Consider the following 17606-nt stretch of genomic DNA (forward strand, 5'->3'; position numbering starts at 1 on the left):
TTTCCCGCTCTAGTGCGTATCCCCGAGGACAATGCCCTCGCGGCGCGGATCCGCGCCGCCGGTCCAGCCGTTTCCGTCCCGGACCAGTGCGGACAGGCCGCTGGATTGCGGGTCCACCGAAACCTGATGACCCAGCTGGCGTAATCGCTGTACGAGCGGGTCGTGATCGCCGTGATCGCCGGCATCGATCGCCGGATGCTCACCGCCCACGCCCGTCACCGGGGAGTTGGCCGCCCCGAAGTCCACCATCGACACCGCCTGTTGCGGATCCAGACCCCAATCCAGCAGGGCCACCAGTGTTTTCACCACGAACTGGATGATGACCCCGCCGCCGGGCGAGCCGGTGACATAGGTGAGCGGCCCGCGCGAACCGTCGGCGGCGCGATCGAAGACCAGCGTCGGGGCCATCGAACTGCGCGGCCGCTTGCCCGGATCGATGCGATTGGCAACGGGCACACCGGCTTTGTCCAGCGGTTCCGCCGAGAAGTCGGTCAGCTGATTGTTCAGCACAATGCCGTCCACCATATGGAAGGCGCCGAACGCGGATTCCACCGTGGTGGTCATGGATGCGGCATTGCCGTACTTGTCAATGATCGAGATATGGCTGGTGCCGTGCTCGGGTTGCTGCGGACCGCTGCCGAGCGGCACCGGTCCGAAGTCACCGGGCTGTGCGGTGCCCATGCTGTGGTTCGGGTCGATGAGGCTCGCGCGCTGCTTCAGGTAGTCCGGATTCAGCAGCGCCTGCGGCGAATTGCCCGGCAGCGGAATGAAATCCGAGTCGGCGACGTACTTGTCGCGATCGGCATAGGCCAGACGCTCGGCCTCGGAGATGAGATGCACGGCCGCGGCCGTCGGCTTGCCGCCATTGCGGGCTGTATCGCTATCGCCGGTGGCATCGGTCGGCTTCATGGCGGACAGGTCGAAGTTCGACAGGATGCCCAGGGTGGCCTCGACGGCCAGACCGCCCGAGGACGGATTCGGCATACCGCAGATCTCGTGCGTGCGATACGGCGAGCACACCACCGTGCGCTTCTTCGCCTGGTACGCAGCAAGATCCGCGAGTGAGGTCAGTCCCGGCGTGCGCCCGCCCGAGCTGGTGGCGATGGCGTCGACGATATCGGCGGCCACCGCTCCCTTGTAGAAGGCGTCGGGGCCGTCGGTGGCTATCGCCGAGAGGACCTTGCCGATGGCCGGGTTGGTCAGTGTGGTCCCGGCGGGCTTGGCGGTCCCGTCGGCCCGCAGGAAGTAATGGCGCGAGTTCTCGTCCCGTGCGAGATCGGCAGCGGAGTCGGCGATTTGACTCGCCATGCGCGGCCCGATCACGAACCCCTGATCGGCCATGGAAATGGCCGGGGCGAACAGGTCGCGCCAAGGTTGCCTGCCATGGTCGTTGTGTTCGAGTTCGAGCAGCCGCAGGACGCCCGGAGTGCCGATGGACCGTCCGCTGGCCCGCGCGGTGGGTTGCGGTGTGGTGCGGTCGGTATCGCTGATCCAGCGCAGATAGTCCTGCGTGGCGGCCTGCGGCGCGGTTTCGCGGCCGTCATAGGCGTCGATCTGCTTGGTCGTCGCGTCGTAGTAGAGCAGGAACGCGCCGCCGCCGATTCCGGTGGCCTGCGGCTCCACCAGACCGAGCACGGTCTGCGCCACGATGAGCGCGTCCGCGGCCGTCCCGCCGTCGCGCAATACCGCGCAAGCCGCCTCGGTCGCCACGGGATTGGCGGTGGAGACGGCGAAGGTATTGGTGTGCACCGGTTTCATCCCGGTGCGATAGCCCGTCGCGATCTCGGGGTTCAGACTCAGATTTGTGCTGGTGGGGCCGCTGCCCGTGGCCGCGCTGAGCGGCGTGCCGTTGGGCGAGCTGGTACAGGCCGCCTGCGGTGCGCCCGAATCGGACGAGCAGGCGGTGGCCAGGCCGAGCAGCAGTAGCAGGGCGGCGCCGGCGCCGCTCCAGGTATGCCTTCGCATGCGCCTCATGAAGGGACCTTAACGCCGGGGCTCGGTGCGAACCGGGGTTTGAACCCCCCACACTGGGAATGCTCTGTCGGGTGAACAGGTACATTCCCAGCTCGGAGCGGCGATGCGGCTCGCAGCTGATCGCAAGGTACTCTCGGACGGCCCAATACACGATTGCGGAGGGTTAACCGGCGTATGACCGAGATCCGGACACAGGCCACAAACCTCACTGCCGAGGACAGCGGCTATCACAAGGCCCTCAAGCCACGGCAGTTGCAGATGATCGCCATCGGTGGCGCCATCGGAACCGGACTTTTCCTCGGTGCGGGCGGACGCCTGCACACCGCGGGACCGACGCTGTTCCTGGTCTATCTGATCTGTGGCGTCTTCGTCTTCTTCATTCTGCGGGCACTGGGGGAGCTGGTTCTGCATCGCCCGTCCTCGGGCTCGTTCGTCTCCTATGCACGCGAGTTCTTCGGGGAGAAGGCAGCTTTCGTCGCGGGGTGGATGTACTTCCTGAACTGGTCCATGACCGGCATTGTCGATACCACCGCTGTCGCAACGTATCTGCACTACTGGGGACCGTTCCAGCCTGTCGCGCAATGGATTCTGGCCCTGGGCGCGCTGATCATCGTGCTGGGCATCAACCTGGCGTCGGTGAAGTGGTTCGGCGAGATGGAATTCTGGGCCGCCATGATCAAGGTGCTCGCGCTGGTCACCTTCCTGGTGGTGGGCACCGTCTTCCTGGCCGGCCGCTTCCAGGTCGAGGGCCACAGCACCGGATTGCGCATGGTGAGCGATGCCGGCGGGTGGTTCCCCACCGGCATCCTGCCGCTGATCACGGTCACCTCGGGCGTGGTGTTCGCCTATGCCGCAGTCGAAATGGTCGGCATCGCCGCGGGTGAGACCGAGAACCCCGAGAAGATCATGCCGCGCGCCATCAATTCGGTGATCGTGCGTATCGCGCTGTTCTACTGCGGTTCGGTGATCCTGCTGGCGCTGCTGCTGCCCTACACCGCGTACAAGTCGGGGGAGAGCCCGTTCGTCACCTTCTTCGGCAAACTCGGTGTCGCGCACATGGGTTCGATCATGAACTTCGTGGTGCTCACCGCGGCGCTCTCGAGTCTGAACGCCGGTCTCTACTCGACCGGGCGCATTCTGCGCTCGATGGCGATGAACGGCAGTGCGCCCAAGTTCACCGCGCGCATGTCCGGCGCCGGTGTGCCCTACGGCGGCATCCTGCTCACCAGCGCCATCGCGCTGTGCGGTGTGGGGCTCAATTACGTTGTCCCCGACGAGGCTTTCGAGATCGTGCTGAATGTGGCCTCGCTGGGCATTCTGGCCTCGTGGGCCACCATTGTGGCCTGCCAGTTGAAGCTGTGGTGGTGGTGGAAGCAGGGCACCGCGGAGCGTCCGGCGTTCCGCATGTTCGGCGCCCCCTATACGGGCATCGCGACCCTGGTGTTCCTTTTCGCCGTGCTGGTGCTCATGGCCTTCGATCATCCGGTCGGCACCTGGACCGTGGGCAGCCTCGTACTCCTCGTGCCCGCCTTGATGATCGGGTGGAAGTTCGCCAAACCGCGGGTGCTGGCCATTGCCGAGGAGCGGGCCGGCTACACCGGCGAGTTCCCGGTGCTGCCGCCGATTCCGATGGACGACAAGTAGTTTCCGGCTTTCGGCGGTAAACTGAGATTTACTGATTCACCTGCACCGACAGCGGCCGCACACGGAAATCGTGTGCGGCCGTTATGTGTTCGAGATCACTGTTTGCGCTGCGTGCTATGCGCTGTGGCCATGGTCATAACTTCGCGAACTCGATTGTCCAGCACCGAAACATTTGGTTAGCGTCTGGTTCTGTGCGTTCGCAGGGGGCGCACAACCAGGGGTTACTCGATGAGGAGTGCTGTGAGTTCGCATTCGGCTGTGGTCGATGAGGTGGAAATCTCGCCGGCCCATGCGGGGAACGGTGTTCCTGTCACGATTTTCGATAGATGTCTCGGTGTGGTCCGGAATTTTCGTCGTAATAGTTCCGAGATCGCCCTGCCCGTGAAGGTGCGGGAAACGCAGTACGCCGCGCTGGCCACAACGGGATTCGCGTTCATGCAGGGCCTGCTGGCGATTCCGGACGGCGTGGACGGTGTGCTGGGGAGCACCGGGCATTTCCTCGCCGCCTGGCTGACCGGCGGTGTGGCACTGCTTTTCGGGCTGCGCGCACCGTGGGTGTGGGTAGCCGCGCTGGGATTGGCCAGCATGCAGGCATTTTTCGGCGTGTTCACGCTGGTATCGACTGAAATGCCCACCGGGGTAAGCCCGTTCGGCGTGCTCATCGGCGTCATGGCCTCCGGCATCGTGCTCGCGCTGCTGCTGCGCCGCGACTGCTACAACTGGTTCGTAGCCGCCTGAGCGTCGGTTGCCGCCCGCGCACAGCTTGGGCGGCAACCGATCTCGCTACTTCAGGGTGCGGCCCAGGGCCCGGCCCGCGGCGCGGCCGGAGAAGATGCAGCCGCCCAGGAACGTGCCCTCCAGGGCGTTGTAGCCGTGTACGCCGCCGCCGCCGAAGCCGGCGACCTCACCGGCCGCGTACAGGCCCTCGAAGGCGGTGCCGTCCGGGCGCATCACCTGCGAGTCGAGGTTGGTCTGCAAGCCGCCCAGGGTCTTTCGGGTCAGGATATTGAGCCGGACCGCGATGAGCGGGCCGTGCGCCGGATCCAGGATCTTGTGCGGGGTGGCGACGCGGCCCAGCTTGTCACCGAGATAGCGCCGCGCATTGCCGATGGCCATGAGCTGGCCGTCCTTGCTGAACTTGTGCTCGGTATCGCGGTCGCGGGCGACCACCTGGCGCTCGATATCGGCGAAGTCCAGATGCGGCCCGCGCGCGATCTTGTTCATGCCCGCAACAAGATCCGTGAGATTGTCGGCCACCACGAAGTCGACGCCGTGCTTCTTGAACGCCTCTACCGGGCCCGGCGCACCCTTGGCGACCCGGCTCTTGAGCGTGAGTTTCAGGTCCTTGCCGGTGATATCGGGGTTCTGCTCCGATCCGGAGAGCGCGAACTCCTTCTCGATGATCGACTGATCGAGGATGAACCACGAGTAGTCGTAGCCGGTGGACAGGATCTGCTTCATGGTGGCGTTGGTGTCGAAACCCGGGAAACACGGTGCGGGCATGCGCTTTCCATTGGCGTCGAACCACAGTGAGGACGGCCCCGGAATGATGCGGATAGCGTGATCGGGCCAGACCGGGTTCCAGTTGTGGATGCCTTCGGTGTAGTGCCACATGCGATCCCGGTTCACGATGCGCCCGCCGGCGGCCTCGGTGATGCCGAGCATGCGCCCGTCCACATGGGCGGGTACACCCGAAATCATATGCTCCGGGCAGGGTCCCAGCCGATCCGTCGGCCAGTTGGCGCGAATGAGATCGTGATTGTGCCCGATGCCGCCCGAGGTGACGATGACCGCCTGGGCGGCAATCTCGAACTCGCTCACGATATTCCGGGACGAGGCCACGCCGCGTTCGGCATCGGAGGGTTCGAGCACACTGCCGCGCACGCCGGTCACGACCTCCCCGGTGACCACGAGTTCGTCGACGCGGTGCCGGAAGGCGAATCCGACCTGCCCGCGCTTCTCGGCCGCGAGCACCGGCTCCAGGAATACCCGCACCACCTCCGGCCCGGTGCCCCAGGTGAGGTGGAAGCGCGGTACGGAATTGCCGTGGCCGTCGGCGAACTCACCGCCGCGTTCGGCCCACCCGACCAGCGGCGTCACCCGCAGCCCGAGGTCGTACAGGTACTGCCGTTTCTCCCCGGCGGCGAATTCGACATAGGCCCTGGCCCACTGGCGACCCCAGTGGTCCTCGTCCTCGCGGTCGAAGCCGGCCGAGCCGAGCCAGTCCTGCATGGCCAGCTCGAGGGAATCCTTCACCCCCAGTCGCCGCTGTTCGGGACTGTCCACGAAGAACAGGCCGCCCAGCGACCAGAACGCCTGCCCGCCCAGGTTGGCGCGGTTCTCCTGATCCACCACCAGTACCCGGCGACCCGCCTTGACCAGTTCGTGCGTGGCGACGAGACCGGCCAGACCGGCGCCGACGACGATGACATCCGGGTTCTCGATCATGCCCATTCCCTAGGGTTGTAGAAACTCGATACACGACTGTATCGAACTTGTCTGTCGGTCGGACATGGCATGGTCTGAGTGTGCCGATTTCCTCAAGCGGGATCCCGACCCTGACCGTCGCTGCGGCGCGTCGCACCGCCCTGGCCGCCCAGGGGTTCGCCGCGGCCCGGCCCAGCGCTCCCGCGACGCGGCGGACGGTGTGGAAAGCGCTGGAGAGCACGAAGCTATTGCAGCTCGATTCGGTGTCCGCGGTGGTGCGGGCGCACTACGCGCCGGTGTTCAGCCGGATCGGCGCCTACGACACCGCACTGCTGGACGAGGCCGCCTGGAGCGATACCGCGCGCCGTCCGCGCAAGCTCGTCGAATACTGGGCGCACGAGGCGGCGCTGATTCCGGTGCAGGATTGGGCGCTCATGCGCTGGCGCATGGTGGAGTACCGGCACGGGCGCTGGAACGGTATGCGGCAAGTGACACAGCGCAATCCGGGGCTCGCCGATGATGTCAAGGGTGTGCTGAAGGAGTTCGGCGCGAGCACCGCGGGGGAGATCGAGCGCCATCTGGAACTGGATCGTCCACGGTCCAAGGATCATTGGGGCTGGAACTACAGCGATACCAAGGTGGTGTGCGAGGCGCTGTTCGCGGCGGGGGAGGTCTCCGCACCCAAACGCGTTGGCTTCCAACGGCATTACGATCTGTCCGAGCGCGTCATTCCGCCCGAGGTGTACGCGCGCGAGATCGACGAGGCCGACGCCGTCCGGGAACTGGTCCGCAGGGCCGCGGCCGCGCACGGCATCGGCACCGAAACCGATCTGCGCGACTACTACCGGCTGAACCGCCGTCAGACCGAACCCGCCATCGCGGATCTGCTCGACGCGGGTGAGCTCACCCAGGTCGCCGTGGCGGGCTGGGACAAACCGGCCTATCTGCACACCGAAGCGCGCACCCCGCGCGGTATCACCGGGGCGGCGCTGCTGTGCCCCTTCGATCCGCTGATCTTCTTCCGCGCCCGCACCGAGCGCCTCTTCGATTTCCACTACCGCATCGAGATCTACACGCCGGAACACAAACGCGTGCACGGCTATTACGTCTTCCCGTTCCTGCTCGACGGTGAACTGGTCGGCCGGGTCGACCTACGCGCGGACCGCAATACCGGGGTGCTGCGGGTGCCCGGCGCCTTCGCCGAACCCGGCCACAACAATGCCCGGGTGGTGGCGGAACTTGCTGGGGCGCTGCGGGAAATGGCCGATTGGCTCGCGCTGGACACCTTCGAGGTGGGGGAGCGCGGCGATCTCGCGCCCGCGCTGAGGCGCGAGCTGAGCTCGCGCCTGCGCGTCTAACCGGGATGCTTCGTCAGAACGGGCCGTCGGTGTAGGCGTTGAGCACAATGCCCTTGCGGCCGTCGCCGGTGCACTCGATGGTCATGGGCATGAGCGGGCGCGGCGAGTCGCCCACGATGTAGGTCGGGGCCTGCTGGCCGTTGCCGACCTGCCGCGTGCCCAGGCACTGCACCACGGCGGCATACCAGTGGCCGTCGGCGGGACAGGTGTAGGTCGCGGTATCCAGCGTCCGGTCGATGCGGCACGCCTCCTCGGCCTGCGAGGCCGGGGTGGCAATGGTGACCAGGGCCGCGGCTCCGAGACCCAGGGCCGAGCCGACCGCGAGCGATCGGCGGTAAGGACGGTTCATCTTCAACTCTCTCCTTGTGCGTGGATAGATCGTCCGATGACAGTGCGGCCCCCATAGTGGCCTCATATGCCGCTCCGACGTGGGAGTACACGCGCACGGACCGGTGGTGTCTACGCGATGCGCAGCTGCCGCGGCGCGGCGGCCGCCGGCCCGGCGCACTCCAGCGGGATCGATGTGTGCACCAGGTAGTCCCCGGACACGAAGGTCGAGGCATCCTCCGATTCCGCGGCGGCCGGCATGGACACGGCCACCAGCGCGGCGGCCGCCATGGTCACTGCGGCTCCGATCGCAAGCCACCGGCGGCGAAGGCGAAGGCGGATCATGTCAGTGCTCCCTTCTGTCGGCTGATCTTGTCGATACCTTCGTCACCGCGCGGCTCCCGGATGCGGTCCCCGGCGCGCCGCCGATCCCGGCCGTGTCGCAAGGAGATTCCCATCGCGTGGCGCCGGAGTGAGCCGGTGCTGCCGGGCTGTCGGAGGGGCTGGTTAACCTGTGGGCGTGGCAGATCCCGCGACGTACCGGCCCGCGCCGGGGACGATTCCCGTTGAACCCGGTGTGTACAAGTTCCGTGATGTGCACAGCCGGGTCATCTACGTCGGTAAGGCGAAAAGTCTGCGCAGCAGGCTGAACTCGTATTTCGCGGATGTGTACTCGCTGCACCCGCGTACGCGCCAGATGGTGACCACGGCGGCCAGCGTGGAGTGGACCGTGGTGTCCACCGAGGTGGAGGCGCTGCAGCTCGAGTACAACTGGATCAAGGAGTTCGATCCGCGCTTCAATGTGCGGTACCGCGACGACAAGTCGTATCCGGTGCTGGCGGTGAGCCTCAATGAGGAGTACCCGCGAGTGTTCGTCTACCGGGGCGCCCGCAAGAAGGGCGTCCGGTACTTCGGGCCGTACGCGCATGCCTGGGCGATTCGCGAGACGCTGGATCTGCTGCTGCGGGTGTTCCCGGTGCGCACCTGCTCCGCGGGAGTCTTCAAGCGGCACAACCAGATCGGCCGCCCCTGCCTGCTCGGGTACATCGACAAGTGTTCCGCCCCGTGCGTCGGCCGGGTGAATGCCGACGAGCATCGGCAGATCGTCGAGGACTTCTGCGATTTCCTCTCCGGCAAGACCGACCGGTTGGTCAAGGAGCTGGAGCGGAAGATGCATTCCGCCTCCGAGGAACTCGAATTCGAGACCGCCGCCCGGCTGCGCGACGATGTGCAGGCACTGCGCCGGGCACTCGAGAAGCAGGCCGTGGTGCTGGGCACCGGCACCGATGCCGATGTGGTCGAGTTCGCCATCGACGAACTGGAAGTCGCGGTGCAGATCTTCCACGTCCGCGACGGCCGGGTCCGCGGTCAGCGCGGCTGGGTGGTCGATAAATCCGGTGACGCCATCGACGAGATCGACTCCGGCGGCGAGCTGCCGGTCCTGGTCGAACAGTTCCTGACCCAGTTCTACGGTGAGCAGTCCACCCTCGCCGCGCAGGCCGGTGACGAACAGCCCGGTACCGTGGTGCCGCGCGAGGTGCTGGTGCCCGCGCTGCCCCGCGATGCCGAGCAGGTGCAGCAGTGGCTGACCGGGATCCGCGGCTCGGCCGTGCAGCTGCGGGTGCCGCAGCGCGGTGACAAGAAGGCCCTCGCCGAGACCGTGCAGCGCAATGCGCAGGAATCGCTGCAACAGCACAAGCTAAGGCGCGCAGGCGATCTCACCGCTCGCTCGGCGGCGCTGCAGGGCATTCAGGACGCCCTCGATCTGGACAGCGCACCACTGCGCATCGAATGCGTCGACATCAGCCATGTGCAGGGCACCGATGTGGTGGCCTCGCTGGTGGTGTTCGAGGACGGTCTGGCGCGCAAGTCCGAGTATCGGCACTACGCCATCAAGGAGGCCGCCGGCGACGGCCGCTCCGACGATGTGGCCAGCATTGCCGAGGTGACCCGGCGGCGCTTCGGCAAGCTGCGCCGCGATCTGGACGCGGCGGAGGCCGCCGATCTGGCCGCGCTCGAATCCGGTTCGGACCCAATGGAATCGGGCCTTCCGGGCATAGACCCGAAGACGGGCAAACCACGCCGCTTTGCCTATCCGCCCAACCTCTACGTGGTCGACGGCGGCGCGCCGCAGGTGAATGCCGCCGCCGAGGTCCTCGATGAACTCGGCATCACCGATGTCGCGGTCATCGGCCTGGCCAAGCGCCTGGAGGAGGTCTGGGTGCCCAATGAGCCGGATCCGGTGATCATGCCCCGCACCAGCGAATCGCTCTACCTGCTGCAACGCGTGCGTGATGAGGCGCACCGCTTCGCCATCACCTTCCACCGGAGCAAACGCTCCCGGCGCATGACCGCTTCGGCGCTGGACGCCGTCCCCGGTCTGGGCGCGGCCCGCAAGACCGCTCTGGTCACGCACTTCGGGTCCGTCGCGAAGCTGAAGGAGGCTACGGTGGAGCAGATCACCGAGGTCCCGGGCATCGGGGTGGCCACGGCGAAGGCGGTGCTGGCCGCTTTGCGCCCGGAGTAGGCCACATTCGGCGCTCGCGCGACACGCCGATGGCATGTTGCGCGACACGCCGTCTGTGCAGGTGGAGCGACAGAATTACAGCTGTGTCTCTCCTCGTGCGTGCGCCTGCGATGTTTTGGGTTATCGGTGCAGGATGATCGAGGGAACCCCAGACACGAACCCGGTAGGACATGACGCGCGTCGAAGCCAGTAGTAAGAACCTCGGTCAGCCACAACAGGTCGAGGTGGTCATCGTCACCGGTTTGTCCGGGGCGGGTCGTGGTACCGCTGCCAAGGTGCTCGAAGATCTCGGCTATTACGTTGCCGACAATCTGCCGCCCGAGTTGATCGGCCGCATGGTCGAACTCGGGGACAGTGCCGACCCGCCGATTCGCAAGCTCGCCATGGTGATGGATGTGCGCAGCCGCTTCTTCACCGGAAATCTTTCGGCGGTCACCGAACAACTGCGTTCCGCGGGCGTGCGCACCCGCATTCTTTTCCTGGAGGCCTCCGACGATGTCCTGATTCGTCGATACGGGTTCGCGCGGCGGCGTCATCCGCTGCAGAGCGAGAGTGCCGACGGCACGCTGACCGCGGGCATCACCGCGGAACGCCGCCGTCTGGACTCGGTGAAGACCGCGGCCGATCTCGTGATCGACACCACCGCACTATCGATTCACCAACTGCACCGAAAGCTGGAAGAGGCGTATGGCGGCGACGCCAAGACCGCCTTGCAATTAACAATCCAATCGTTCGGTTTTAAGTACGGAGTACCACTGGACGCCGATATGGTGTTGGATTTGCGTTTCCTGCCCAATCCGCATTGGGTCCCGGAACTCCGCGAACAGACCGGACAGGATGCCGCGGTCAGTGAGTATGTGCTGTCGCGTCCGGGGGCCCAGGACTATCTGGGTACCGGTCGCCACCTCATCGACCTCACCACCGAGGGCTACCGCCAAGAGGGGAAGCGATACATGACCGTGGCAGTGGGCTGCACGGGCGGTAAACACCGCAGTGTGGCAATAGCGGAGGCACTGGGTGAACTACTCGGCGCCGGCGCGAACCCCGGATCGGGGGACGTGATCCGCGTGGTCCATCGGGATTTGGGGCGAGAATGACTGCGCGCGAAACGAATCGGCATGCCAACCCCGCGATCGTGGCGCTGGGTGGCGGACACGGTCTGTACGCGACGCTGACCGCGGTGCGCCGGCTGACCCGCAAGATCACGGCGGTGGTGACGGTCGCCGATGACGGTGGTTCCTCCGGGCGACTGCGTTCCGAACTCGGCATGTTGCCGCCCGGCGACCTGCGCATGGCGCTGGCGGCCCTGGCCGAGGAGTCCGACGGCATCTGGGCGCGCACCCTGCAGCACCGCTTCGGCGGTACCGGAGCACTGGCCGGGCATTCGGTCGGCAATCTGATTCTGGCGGGCTTGACAGAGGAATTGGGCGATCCGGTGGCCGCGCTCGACGAGGCCGGGAAGATCCTCCGCATCACCGGCCGAGTGCTGCCGATGTCACCGATCGCTCTGACCATCGAAGCGGATGTGGCGGGGCTCGAGGGCGACCCCCGGGTGAGCCGTTGTATCCGGGGTCAGGTCGCGGTCGCGACCACCCCGGGCAAGGTCCGCCGGGTGCGCCTGATTCCGTCCGATCCGCCCGCCTGCACGGAGGCTACCTCGGCAATCGAGCATGCGGACGTGGTGGTGCTCGGGCCCGGCAGCTGGTTCACGAGTGTCATCCCGCATGTGCTCGTGCCCGATTTGCACGAAGCTCTGCTGCATACGCGTGCCCGGAAAGTGCTGGTGCTCAACCTCGCTGCGGAACCGGGCGAAACGGCCGGATTCTCCGCGGAACGGCACCTACATGTATTGTCCCAGCACGCACCGGATTTCACGGTGGACCATGTTTTGGTCGATTCAGGATCCGTACCCGAGGGTAGGGAACGCGAACATGTAGCAAGAGCTGCCGAACAGCTGCGAGCACGAGTAACCTTCGCTGATGTTGCCGAGGCCGGGACAGACCGGCACCACCCCGGAAAGCTTGCCGCCGCACTGGATCAGGTGATCCGGCAACCTCGGCCGGAATCAGCAGGTCTTCGAGTCGAAGGACGGCATATGGGCCAACATGTGCGCACCGGGTTGGGTGGAAAGGAGCGCGTCTCGTGGCGATGACAGCGGAAGTGAAGGACGAGCTGAGCCGGCTCACCATTTCACAGGTGAGCTCGCGCAAGGCGGAACTGTCCGCGCTACTGCGGTTCGCCGGTGGATTGCACATCGTCGGTGGTCGAGTGATCGTGGAAGCCGAAGTGGACATGGGTTCCATTGCGCGGCGCCTGCGTCGGGAGATCTTCGAGCTGTACGGCTACGGCTCCGATGTGCATGTCCTAGGCGCCGGCGGGCTCCGGAAAACCTCCCGGTACGTCGTACGGGTATCCAAGGAAGGCGAGGCGCTGGCGCGCCAGACCGGTTTGCTCGATGTGCGCGGTCGTCCCGTGCGGGGTCTGCCCGCACAGGTGGTCGGCGGCAGCATCGGTGATGCCGAAGCCGCTTGGCGCGGAGCGTTTCTCGCGCACGGCTCGCTCACCGAACCGGGCCGGTCTTCCGCGCTGGAGGTGAGTTGCCCCGGTCCGGAAGCCGCGCTCGCGCTTGTCGGCGCGGCCCGGCGCATGGGCATCTCGGCCAAAGCGCGCGAAGTACGCGGAACGGACCGCGTAGTCGTACGCGATGGTGAGGCCATCGGCGCCCTGCTCACCCGCATGGGTGCGCAGGACACCAGGCTCACGTGGGAGGAGCGGCGCATGCGCCGCGAGGTCCGCGCCACCGCGAACCGTCTCGCGAATTTCGATGACGCCAATCTGCGTCGTTCGGCTCGGGCCGCGGTAGCCGCCGCAGCCCGCGTGGAGCGCGCACTGGAAATACTGGCCGACGATGTGCCCGATCATTTGGCCGCCGCCGGCAAGTTGCGCGTCCTGCACCGTCAGGCGTCACTGGAGGAGCTCGGCCAGCTGGCCGAGCCGCCGATGACGAAAGACGCTGTGGCAGGCCGCATTCGACGCCTGCTCTCGATGGCGGACCGGCGCGCAAAGGAATTGGGCGTACCGGACACCGAATCCGCCGTCACCGCGGAGCTGCTCGAAGAGGCGTGACCTGAACCAAGGCACCGCAACCCCCATGGGTTGCGGTGCCTTGGTGTAACTGGAAGCAAACCGACCGTCTCCGCCCCCACATCGGGCAGGGGTGTGTCTGTGACGTTTCCGTTACGGGTTTAGGGTGAGACAACAAGGGAAACGATCCGCTTGATAGCTGAGGAGCGATAACGTGACTGTCCGGGTAGGTATCAACGGCTTCGGTCGTATCGGACGCAACTTCTTCAGGGCCGTCGAAGCGCAGAAGGCGCTCGGCACCACTGACATCGAAATCGTCGCGGTCAACGACCTCACCGATACGAAGACGTTGGCGACCCTGCTGAAGTACGACTCCATCCTCGGCCGGCTGCCGCAGGACGTCTCGGTCGACGGCGACTACATCGTGGTGGGCGAGCAGCGCATCAAGGCGCTGGCCCTGCGTGAGGGTCCGGCGGCGCTGCCGTGGGGCGAGCTGGGCGTCGACGTGGTCGTCGAGTCGACCGGCATCTTCACCGATGCGACCAAGGCGAAGGGCCACATCGCGGCCGGCGCCAAGAAGGTCATCATCTCCGCGCCCGCCAAGGGCGAGGACATCACCATCGTGATGGGTGTCAATGATGACAAGTACGACGGCTCGCAGAACATCATCTCGAACGCCTCGTGCACCACGAACTGCCTGGGCCCGATTGCCAAGGTGCTCAACGACTCCTTCGGCATCGAGCGTGGTCTGATGACCACCATCCACGCGTACACCCAGGATCAGAACCTGCAGGACGCGCCGCACGCCGATCTGCGTCGCGCCCGCGCCGCCGCGCTGAACATCGTGCCCACCGGCACCGGTGCCGCCAAGGCCATCGGCCTGGTGCTCCCGGAGCTGCTCGGCAAGCTGAACGGTTATGCGCTGCGCGTGCCGGTCCCGACCGGTTCGCTCACCGACCTCACCGTGGATCTGGCCAAGACCGCGTCGGTCGATGAGATCAATGCCGCCATGAAGGCTGCCGCGGACGGCCCGATGAAGGGCATCCTGAAGTACAACACCGATCCGATCGTCTCTTCCGACATCGTGACCGACCCGCACTCCTCGATCTACGACGCGCCGCTGACCGTTGTCATCGACAACCAGGTCAAGGTCGCCTCGTGGTACGACAACGAGTGGGGCTACTCCAATCGCCTGGCCGACCTCATCGGTCTCGTCGGTAAGTCCCTGTAAGCGTATGGCGATCAAGACACTCCAGGATCTGCTGAACGAGGGTGTCGAGGGCCGGGGCGTACTTGTGCGCTCCGACCTGAACGTTCCCCTCGACAACGGCGTCATCACCGACCCGGGCCGCATCATCGCCTCGGCGCCGACCATCAGGGCGCTGGCCGAGGCCGGCGCGAAGGTGGTTGTCACCGCGCATCTGGGTCGCCCGAAGGGTGAGCCGGACCCGAAGCTTTCGCTCGCTCCCGTAGCCGCGCGTCTCGCCGAGGAACTGGGCCGCAATGTCCAGCTCGCCGGTGATGTGGTGGGTCAGGACGCGCTCGCGCGGTCCGAGGGCCTCACCGACGGTGATGTGCTGCTGCTGGAGAACATTCGCTTCGATCCGCGTGAGACCAGCAAGGACGATGCGCAGCGGGCCAAGCTGGCCGCGGCGCTGGTCGAGCTGGTCGGCGATGACGGCGCGTTCGTCTCCGACGGTTTCGGTGTGGTGCACCGCAAGCAGGCGTCGGTCTACGACGTGGCGAAGTTGCTGCCGCACTACGCTGGTGGGCTCGTCGCGGCCGAGACCGAGGTGCTGAAGAAGCTCACCGAGCAGTCCGAGCGGCCGTACGCGGTGGTGCTGGGCGGTTCCAAGGTCTCCGACAAGCTGGCGGTCATCGAGGCGCTCGCGCCGAAGGTCGACACGCTGGTCATCGGCGGCGGCATGTGCTTCACCTTCCTTGCGGCGCAGGGTCTTTCGGTCGGCGGCTCGCTGCTGCAGGCCGAGATGATCGACACCTGCAAGGATCTGCTCGACAAGTACGCCGACGTGATCCATCTGCCGCGCGACATCGTGGTGGCGGACAAGTTCGCGGCGGATGCCGAGTCGAAGGTGGTGCCCGCCAACGAGATTCCGGACGGCTGGATGGGTCTGGACATCGGCCCCGAGTCGACGGCTCGCTTCGGCGCGCTGCTGACCGAGGCGAAGACGGTGTTCTGGAACGGGCCCATGGGCGTGTTCGAGTTCGAGCAGTTCGCCGCCGGTACCCGCGGTGTTGCCGAGGCGATCGTGGTCGCCACCGGCAAGGGCGCGTTCACGGTGGTCGGCGGCGGCGATTCGGCCGCGGCCGTGCGCTCGCTGGGTCTGCCGGACGACGGGTTCTCGCACATCTCCACCGGTGGCGGCGCGTCGCTGGAATACCTGGAGGGTAAAGAACTCCCGGGCATCGCTGTGCTTGAAGAAGACACAGTGGAGGACTGAACCATGGCACGTAAGCCTTTGATCGCCGGCAACTGGAAGATGAACCTCAATCACCTCGAGGCCATCTCCCTGGTGCAGAAGATCGCGTTCGCCCTGCCCGAGAAGTACTTCGCGAAGGTCGATGTCACGGTGATCCCGCCGTTCACCGATCTGCGCAGCGTGCAGACCCTCATCGAGGGCGACCGCCTCCTGCTCACCTATGGCGCGCAGGATGTTTCGACCCACGACGAGGGCGCCTACACCGGCGAGATCAGCGGTTCCATGCTGGCCAAGCTGGGGTGCAGCTACGTGGTGGTCGGCCACTCCGAGCGTCGCCAGTACCACTTGGAAAGCGACGCAACGGTTCTGGAGAAGACCAAGCAGGCGCTGAAGTTCGGCATCACGCCGATCGTCTGCATCGGTGAGGGTCTCGGCGTCCGTGAGTCCAAGACCCACGTCGCCTACAACCTCGAACAGCTCCGCGGCTCCCTCAAGGGCCTGACCGCCGAGGAGATCTCCAAGGTCGTCATCGCCTACGAGCCCGTCTGGGCCATCGGCACCGGTAAGGTCGCCACCCCCGCCAACGCCCAGGAAGTCTGCGGCGCCATCCGCAAGGAACTCGCCGACCTGGCGAATCCCGAAGTGGCAGCAGGCGTCCGCGTCCTCTACGGCGGCTCCGTCAACGCCAAGAACGTAGGCGAACTGATCGGTCAAACCGATATCGACGGCGCCCTCGTCGGCGGCGCCTCCCTGAAGGGCGACGAATTCGCCACCCTCTCAGCCATCGCCGCCGGCGGCCCCCTCCCGTAACACTCTCCACCCCGAAAGGGCCGGACATCCACTCGGATGTCCGGCCCTTTCGCATCGTCCCGCGCAACACCGCCGGGCGGCGTACCGTCGAATCTGTGTCCAGTGACCGGAATCCGCTTGTCTCGTTGCCATTTGCGATCGTGCGCGAGGGATATGACCGGGATCAGGTTCTGAATTACTTCGATCGGTGCAATGCGGAACTGCGGTTTGTGGCGGCAGATCGTGATGCTGCGGCTGCGGAGGTGACGAGCTTGGCGGAGCGGCTGCGGGATGTGCAGGCTGCGCTGGAGTCTGTGGTGGGGGAGCGGGACAGGGCGGTTGCTCAGGTACGGGAGTTGACCGCGCGGCTCGGGGGGAACGAGGCGGGTCCCGGCACCGAGCAGTGAAGTTCGGCCGGATGACAATTACGTATAACTGGGTGCCTGTCGATATCGGCTGGAAGGCCATTGCGGCTGTGCGAACCCAGCTCGCTTGCCGCCGCGATCAGGGCTGGGGGTCGGTGGGCTGAGCCAGTTGGGCGTTCATGGCGGCGCGCAGGTCGGTGACGAAGTCTTCGAATTGGCGGAGTTGGTCGGGGGAGTATTTGTCGATGGCGGCTTCTACGCGTTTGCCGAGGGGGGTGAAGAATTCGTCGGCGAGGGTTTGGACGTGGGAGCTGCTGCGGAGGGTGATGATGCGGCGGTCGTCGTGTTCGCGGGTGCGGACGATGTGGCCGGCCTGTTCGAGGCGGTTCAGCAGGGCGGTGGTTGCGCTGTTGGACAGGGCGATTCGTTCGCTGAGCCGGGCGGGGGAGAGGGTGGTGCCGCGTTCCTCGGCGGTGAGGATTTCGATGAGGGCCTCGGCGTCGGTGGCGTGCAGGCCCAGCCAGGCGGCGAAGCGGCGGCTGAACTCGCGGTAGTTCGCACCGTAGGCGCGCAGGCCGTCGAGCAGGCGCTGCTGCTGCGCGCGGGGATCTGATACGGGCTGGTCCATCCGTCTCTGTCCGCCTTCCTCATATCGGCCCGGCGCCGACTG

At 66.2% G+C, this 17606-nt stretch carries 16 protein-coding genes; 11 read left to right on the forward strand and 5 right to left on the reverse strand.

Features of this window, described 5'->3' with window-relative positions; all coding sequences use genetic code 11:
• Window positions 1-9 precede the first annotated feature (9 nt).
• Window positions 10-1965, reverse strand: coding sequence for a gamma-glutamyltransferase family protein (locus OG326_RS17485; protein ID WP_442791037.1), 1956 nt, complete (start codon window positions 1963-1965; stop codon window positions 10-12).
• A 183-nt stretch (window positions 1966-2148) separates the two neighbouring features.
• Here OG326_RS17485 and OG326_RS17490 point away from each other — a divergent pair, with 183 nt between their 5' ends.
• Together OG326_RS17490 and OG326_RS17495 are read left to right on the forward strand one after the other, a co-directional pair.
• Window positions 2149-3618: an amino acid permease gene (locus OG326_RS17490; protein ID WP_327145700.1), complete on the forward strand. Its 1470-nt coding sequence runs from the start codon at window positions 2149-2151 to the stop codon at window positions 3616-3618.
• Window positions 3619-3954: 336 nt separating this feature from the next.
• Window positions 3955-4356 (forward strand): hypothetical protein, encoded by a 402-nt coding sequence (locus OG326_RS17495; protein WP_327145701.1) that lies wholly within the window; start codon window positions 3955-3957, stop codon window positions 4354-4356.
• A gap of 45 nt (window positions 4357-4401) precedes the next feature.
• On the opposite strand, the gene OG326_RS17500 is transcribed toward OG326_RS17495, so the two are convergent.
• Window positions 4402-6066 (reverse strand): FAD-binding dehydrogenase, encoded by a 1665-nt coding sequence (locus OG326_RS17500; RefSeq protein WP_327145702.1) that lies wholly within the window; start codon window positions 6064-6066, stop codon window positions 4402-4404.
• 101 nt (window positions 6067-6167) lie between these two features.
• Between OG326_RS17500 and OG326_RS17505 the strand changes: the two genes are divergently transcribed.
• Window positions 6168-7403: a winged helix-turn-helix domain-containing protein gene (locus OG326_RS17505; protein ID WP_327146511.1), complete on the forward strand. Its 1236-nt coding sequence runs from the start codon at window positions 6168-6170 to the stop codon at window positions 7401-7403.
• A 13-nt stretch (window positions 7404-7416) separates the two neighbouring features.
• Here the strand turns inward: OG326_RS17505 and OG326_RS17510 are convergent, their stop codons facing one another.
• Both OG326_RS17510 and OG326_RS17515 read right to left on the reverse strand, forming a co-directional pair.
• Entirely contained in the window at window positions 7417-7752 is a 336-nt protein-coding gene (locus tag OG326_RS17510; protein WP_327145703.1) for a hypothetical protein, read from the reverse strand.
• Between the two features lie 110 nt (window positions 7753-7862).
• Complete coding sequence (locus OG326_RS17515; RefSeq protein WP_327145704.1) at window positions 7863-8075, reverse strand: hypothetical protein; 213 nt, start codon at window positions 8073-8075, stop codon at window positions 7863-7865.
• A gap of 175 nt (window positions 8076-8250) precedes the next feature.
• Here OG326_RS17515 and uvrC point away from each other — a divergent pair, with 175 nt between their 5' ends.
• The 8 genes from uvrC to OG326_RS17555 all read left to right on the forward strand — a co-directional run bounded on the left by uvrC (window position 8251) and on the right by OG326_RS17555 (window position 16978).
• The gene (gene uvrC / locus OG326_RS17520) at window positions 8251-10257 is read left to right on the forward strand and encodes an excinuclease ABC subunit UvrC (protein ID WP_327145705.1); all 2007 of its coding nucleotides are present in this window, start codon (window positions 8251-8253) and stop codon (window positions 10255-10257) included.
• A gap of 170 nt (window positions 10258-10427) precedes the next feature.
• A complete protein-coding gene (rapZ, locus tag OG326_RS17525; RefSeq protein WP_327145706.1) occupies window positions 10428-11354 on the forward strand; it encodes an RNase adapter RapZ in 927 nt (308 codons plus the stop codon).
• On the forward strand, window positions 11351-12409 hold the full coding sequence (locus tag OG326_RS17530; RefSeq protein ID WP_327145707.1) for a gluconeogenesis factor YvcK family protein: 1059 nt from the start codon (window positions 11351-11353) through the stop codon (window positions 12407-12409). Before rapZ ends, OG326_RS17530 begins: the two co-directional genes overlap by 4 nt.
• A complete protein-coding gene (gene whiA / locus OG326_RS17535) occupies window positions 12400-13383 on the forward strand; it encodes a DNA-binding protein WhiA (protein ID WP_327145708.1) in 984 nt (327 codons plus the stop codon). The genes OG326_RS17530 and whiA overlap by 10 nt, the downstream gene beginning before the upstream one ends.
• Before the next feature lie 172 nt (window positions 13384-13555).
• Window positions 13556-14572, forward strand: coding sequence for a type I glyceraldehyde-3-phosphate dehydrogenase (gap, locus tag OG326_RS17540; RefSeq protein WP_327145709.1), 1017 nt, complete (start codon window positions 13556-13558; stop codon window positions 14570-14572).
• Window positions 14573-14576: 4 nt separating this feature from the next.
• Window positions 14577-15803 carry a phosphoglycerate kinase gene (locus tag OG326_RS17545; RefSeq protein ID WP_327145710.1) on the forward strand — a complete coding sequence of 409 codons (1227 nt, stop codon included), beginning with the start codon at window positions 14577-14579 and terminating at the stop codon, window positions 15801-15803.
• 3 nt (window positions 15804-15806) lie between these two features.
• A complete protein-coding gene (tpiA, locus tag OG326_RS17550) occupies window positions 15807-16592 on the forward strand; it encodes a triose-phosphate isomerase (protein WP_327145711.1) in 786 nt (261 codons plus the stop codon).
• Window positions 16593-16687: 95 nt separating this feature from the next.
• The gene (locus OG326_RS17555; RefSeq protein WP_327145712.1) at window positions 16688-16978 is read left to right on the forward strand and encodes a hypothetical protein; all 291 of its coding nucleotides are present in this window, start codon (window positions 16688-16690) and stop codon (window positions 16976-16978) included.
• A gap of 97 nt (window positions 16979-17075) precedes the next feature.
• On the opposite strand, the gene OG326_RS17560 is transcribed toward OG326_RS17555, so the two are convergent.
• Window positions 17076-17564, reverse strand: coding sequence for a MarR family winged helix-turn-helix transcriptional regulator (locus OG326_RS17560; protein WP_327145713.1), 489 nt, complete (start codon window positions 17562-17564; stop codon window positions 17076-17078).
• Window positions 17565-17606 lie beyond the last annotated feature (42 nt).

The organism is Nocardia sp. NBC_01327 (assembly GCF_035958815.1).
Lineage (GTDB): Bacteria > Actinomycetota > Actinomycetes > Mycobacteriales > Mycobacteriaceae > Nocardia.

Bases quoted from the DNA above. Each gene is read 5' to 3' on its own strand.
- OG326_RS17485 (WP_442791037.1), bottom strand. From the start codon at position 1,965: ATGCGAAGGCATACCTGGAGCGGCGCCGGCGCCGCCCTGCTACTGCTG.
- OG326_RS17490 (WP_327145700.1), top strand. From the start codon at position 2,149: ATGACCGAGATCCGGACACAGGCCACAAACCTCACTGCCGAGGACAGC.
- OG326_RS17500 (WP_327145702.1), bottom strand. From the start codon at position 6,066: ATGATCGAGAACCCGGATGTCATCGTCGTCGGCGCCGGTCTGGCCGGT.
- OG326_RS17510 (WP_327145703.1), bottom strand. From the start codon at position 7,752: ATGAACCGTCCTTACCGCCGATCGCTCGCGGTCGGCTCGGCCCTGGGT.
- OG326_RS17515 (WP_327145704.1), bottom strand. From the start codon at position 8,075: ATGATCCGCCTTCGCCTTCGCCGCCGGTGGCTTGCGATCGGAGCCGCA.
- rapZ (WP_327145706.1), top strand. From the start codon at position 10,428: ATGACGCGCGTCGAAGCCAGTAGTAAGAACCTCGGTCAGCCACAACAG.
- OG326_RS17530 (WP_327145707.1), top strand. From the start codon at position 11,351: ATGACTGCGCGCGAAACGAATCGGCATGCCAACCCCGCGATCGTGGCG.
- OG326_RS17545 (WP_327145710.1), top strand. From the start codon at position 14,577: ATGGCGATCAAGACACTCCAGGATCTGCTGAACGAGGGTGTCGAGGGC.
- tpiA (WP_327145711.1), top strand. From the start codon at position 15,807: ATGGCACGTAAGCCTTTGATCGCCGGCAACTGGAAGATGAACCTCAAT.
- OG326_RS17560 (WP_327145713.1), bottom strand. From the start codon at position 17,564: ATGGACCAGCCCGTATCAGATCCCCGCGCGCAGCAGCAGCGCCTGCTC.